This window comes from Croceivirga radicis, assembly GCF_002072105.2.
GTDB classification, from domain to species: Bacteria; Bacteroidota; Bacteroidia; order Flavobacteriales; family Flavobacteriaceae; genus Croceivirga; species Croceivirga radicis.
In genome coordinates this window covers 1-2099 of sequence record NZ_MTBC01000019.1, presented here as the reverse complement: position 1 = coordinate 2099, position 2099 = coordinate 1, and the positions used below count along the sequence as shown (strand labels likewise).

2 protein-coding genes are annotated in these 2099 nt (G+C 53.3%); both read right to left on the bottom strand.

What is annotated here, in order from left to right; all coding sequences use genetic code 11:
- Nucleotides 1-425: family 43 glycosylhydrolase (locus tag BUL40_RS15630; RefSeq protein ID WP_317044027.1), on the bottom strand; the 425-nt coding region annotated here is incomplete at its 3' end.
- A gap of 199 nt (nucleotides 426-624) precedes the next feature.
- Nucleotides 625-2076 carry an MFS transporter gene (locus BUL40_RS15625; RefSeq protein ID WP_080320000.1) on the bottom strand — a complete coding sequence of 484 codons (1452 nt, stop codon included), beginning with the start codon at nucleotides 2074-2076 and terminating at the stop codon, nucleotides 625-627.
- Between the last annotated feature and the right edge of the window lie 23 nt (nucleotides 2077-2099).

The window sequence follows — 2099 nt, the reverse complement described above, 5'->3', positions numbered from 1 at the left end:
AAGGGCAGAAGGGCCGGTTCATGGTCTTGTGGCAAGTGTGCCGTAGGGCTTTCGGGACTGGAGGCATCAAAGGAGCCATTTCTCCATCGTTGCAATTGCCCGCCCCATAGCCCGCCAAAATACATGTAGTGTGTCCCATCGGTATCCTCAAAAACGGCGGGGTCAATACTAAAACTACCCTTTATGGCATTTGGCCTAGGGGTAAAAGGCCCTGTCGGCGAACCAGAGAGGGCCACCCCTATCCTAAAGATGCCCTGATGGTCCTTTGCGGGAAAAAACAGATAGTAGGTTCCGTTTTTATGTGCGGCGTCCGGGGCCCACATCTGCTGTTTGGCCCAAGGCACGTCGTCCACGTGCAGTGCCACGCCATGGTCCTTTGCCGGTGCCCCCACATGGTCCATGGACAGAACGTGGTAGTCCTCCATGGCAAAATGGCTTCCCAAATCGTCAAAGGCCTCGCCGGCATCGATGTCGTGGGATGGGTAAACGTATATCTTGCCCTCAAATACATGTGCGGAAGGGTCCGCGGTGTAGATGTGGGTCACCAAGGGCTTTGAAATGGCCTTTTGGTCCAGTATGTCAAAATCGATGTGTGCTGTACTTTCTTCGGGCATTGGGTCTGTTTTAGTTTTTTCGTCTTGTTTTCAAATCGTTCTCTATGGTGTTCTCCATGTCCTTGTTGATTACATAGAAGAATAGTAGTCCTATCCCCAGGAGGAAGGGTACGGCAGGGTATAGGCTCACCAATAGTTTTATCCCTTGCAATGCGGACTGCGGCTGTTGGGCGGCGGTGTTCCCCACCACTTTTGCCAGATAGCCGTGGGCCCCCAGTATATAGGTTACCAGTGCGCCGCCTATGGACAGCCCCAGCTTTAGGCCTATCATCATGGCGGAGAATATAATGGCGGTGGCCCTACGGTCGTTCCTCCACTCGGAATAATCGGCCACATCGGCGATCATGGCCCATAACAGGGGAATGGTCACCCCGTAGGAGAACCCATGCAGTACCTGTGCTAGGAACATATAGGCCACGTCCTTGGGGCCAAAGAAATAGAAAACGATTATGAAGAGGGTGGATACGAACAGGGCCAGGGCAAAGACGTCCCTTTTTCCATAGCGGTCCGCCAGTTTTTTGGAGAACCCGATGCCCACCATCATGAAGATGATGCCCCCGGCGTTGAAGAGCCCAAAGCCCGCGGCCGCGGCATTGTCCCCAAAGAAGTCCATGCCCGCTGCCGAGAGCGCGTCCAGTATGGGGGCAAGGAAGCTTGCCAAATGGGGTTGGTCCACGAAGTTCTCGAAATAATAGACATAGGACCCGCCCTTCATGGCCAAGGTAACGAATACCAATGTGGTGAGCAGCAACATGATCACCCATGGCCGGTTCTTGCTCAAATCCTTGATGTCCTGTAAGAAGCTGGATCTTTGTTCCGGTTTTGGGACGATGCGCTCCTTGGTTGCAACAAAGGTGGCCAGTAACATAAGGGTGCCGATGATGGCCAGATAGGTCATTACCGTTTCAATACCTGCGGCCTTGTCGCCCCCGCCCGCGGCCTGTATGATGGGCAGCATGAACACCTGCACGAAGAACTGGGCGAACATCACCGCCACGAACCGATAGGCCGAAATACTGTTGCGCTCCTGCATGCTGCCGGTAATTACCCCGCTAAGCGCGGCATAGGGCAGGTTGTTGGCGGCATATAGCAACAACAACAGGGTATAGGTGACACTGGCATAGATGAGCTTGCCCTTATAGGAAAAATCCGGGGTGGTAAAGGCCAAAAGGGCCACCACGCCCAAGGGCACGGCGGTAAATAGTATCCATGGACGGAACTTGCCCCATTTGCTATGGGTACGATCCGCCAGGGCGCCTATCAGTGGGTTAAAGAGAAAAGCTGCCACGGTGCCCACGGTAAAGATGACCAAGGAGGCATCACCGGTCTTGAGGCCATAGATATCCGTATAGAAATAGGCCAAGTAGGTCAAAATGGTCTGGAAGACCAGATTGGCGGAGAGGTCGCCAAGGGCGTACCCAACTTTCTCCTTAACGGATATCCTATTAGAATCAGGTTTCATATAAATGGTAGGCTTTAATAGAT

Coding starts and splice junctions, on each gene's coding strand:
- BUL40_RS15625 (WP_080320000.1), bottom strand. CDS start 2,076: ATGAAACCTGATTCTAATAGGATATCCGTTAAGGAGAAAGTTGGGTAC.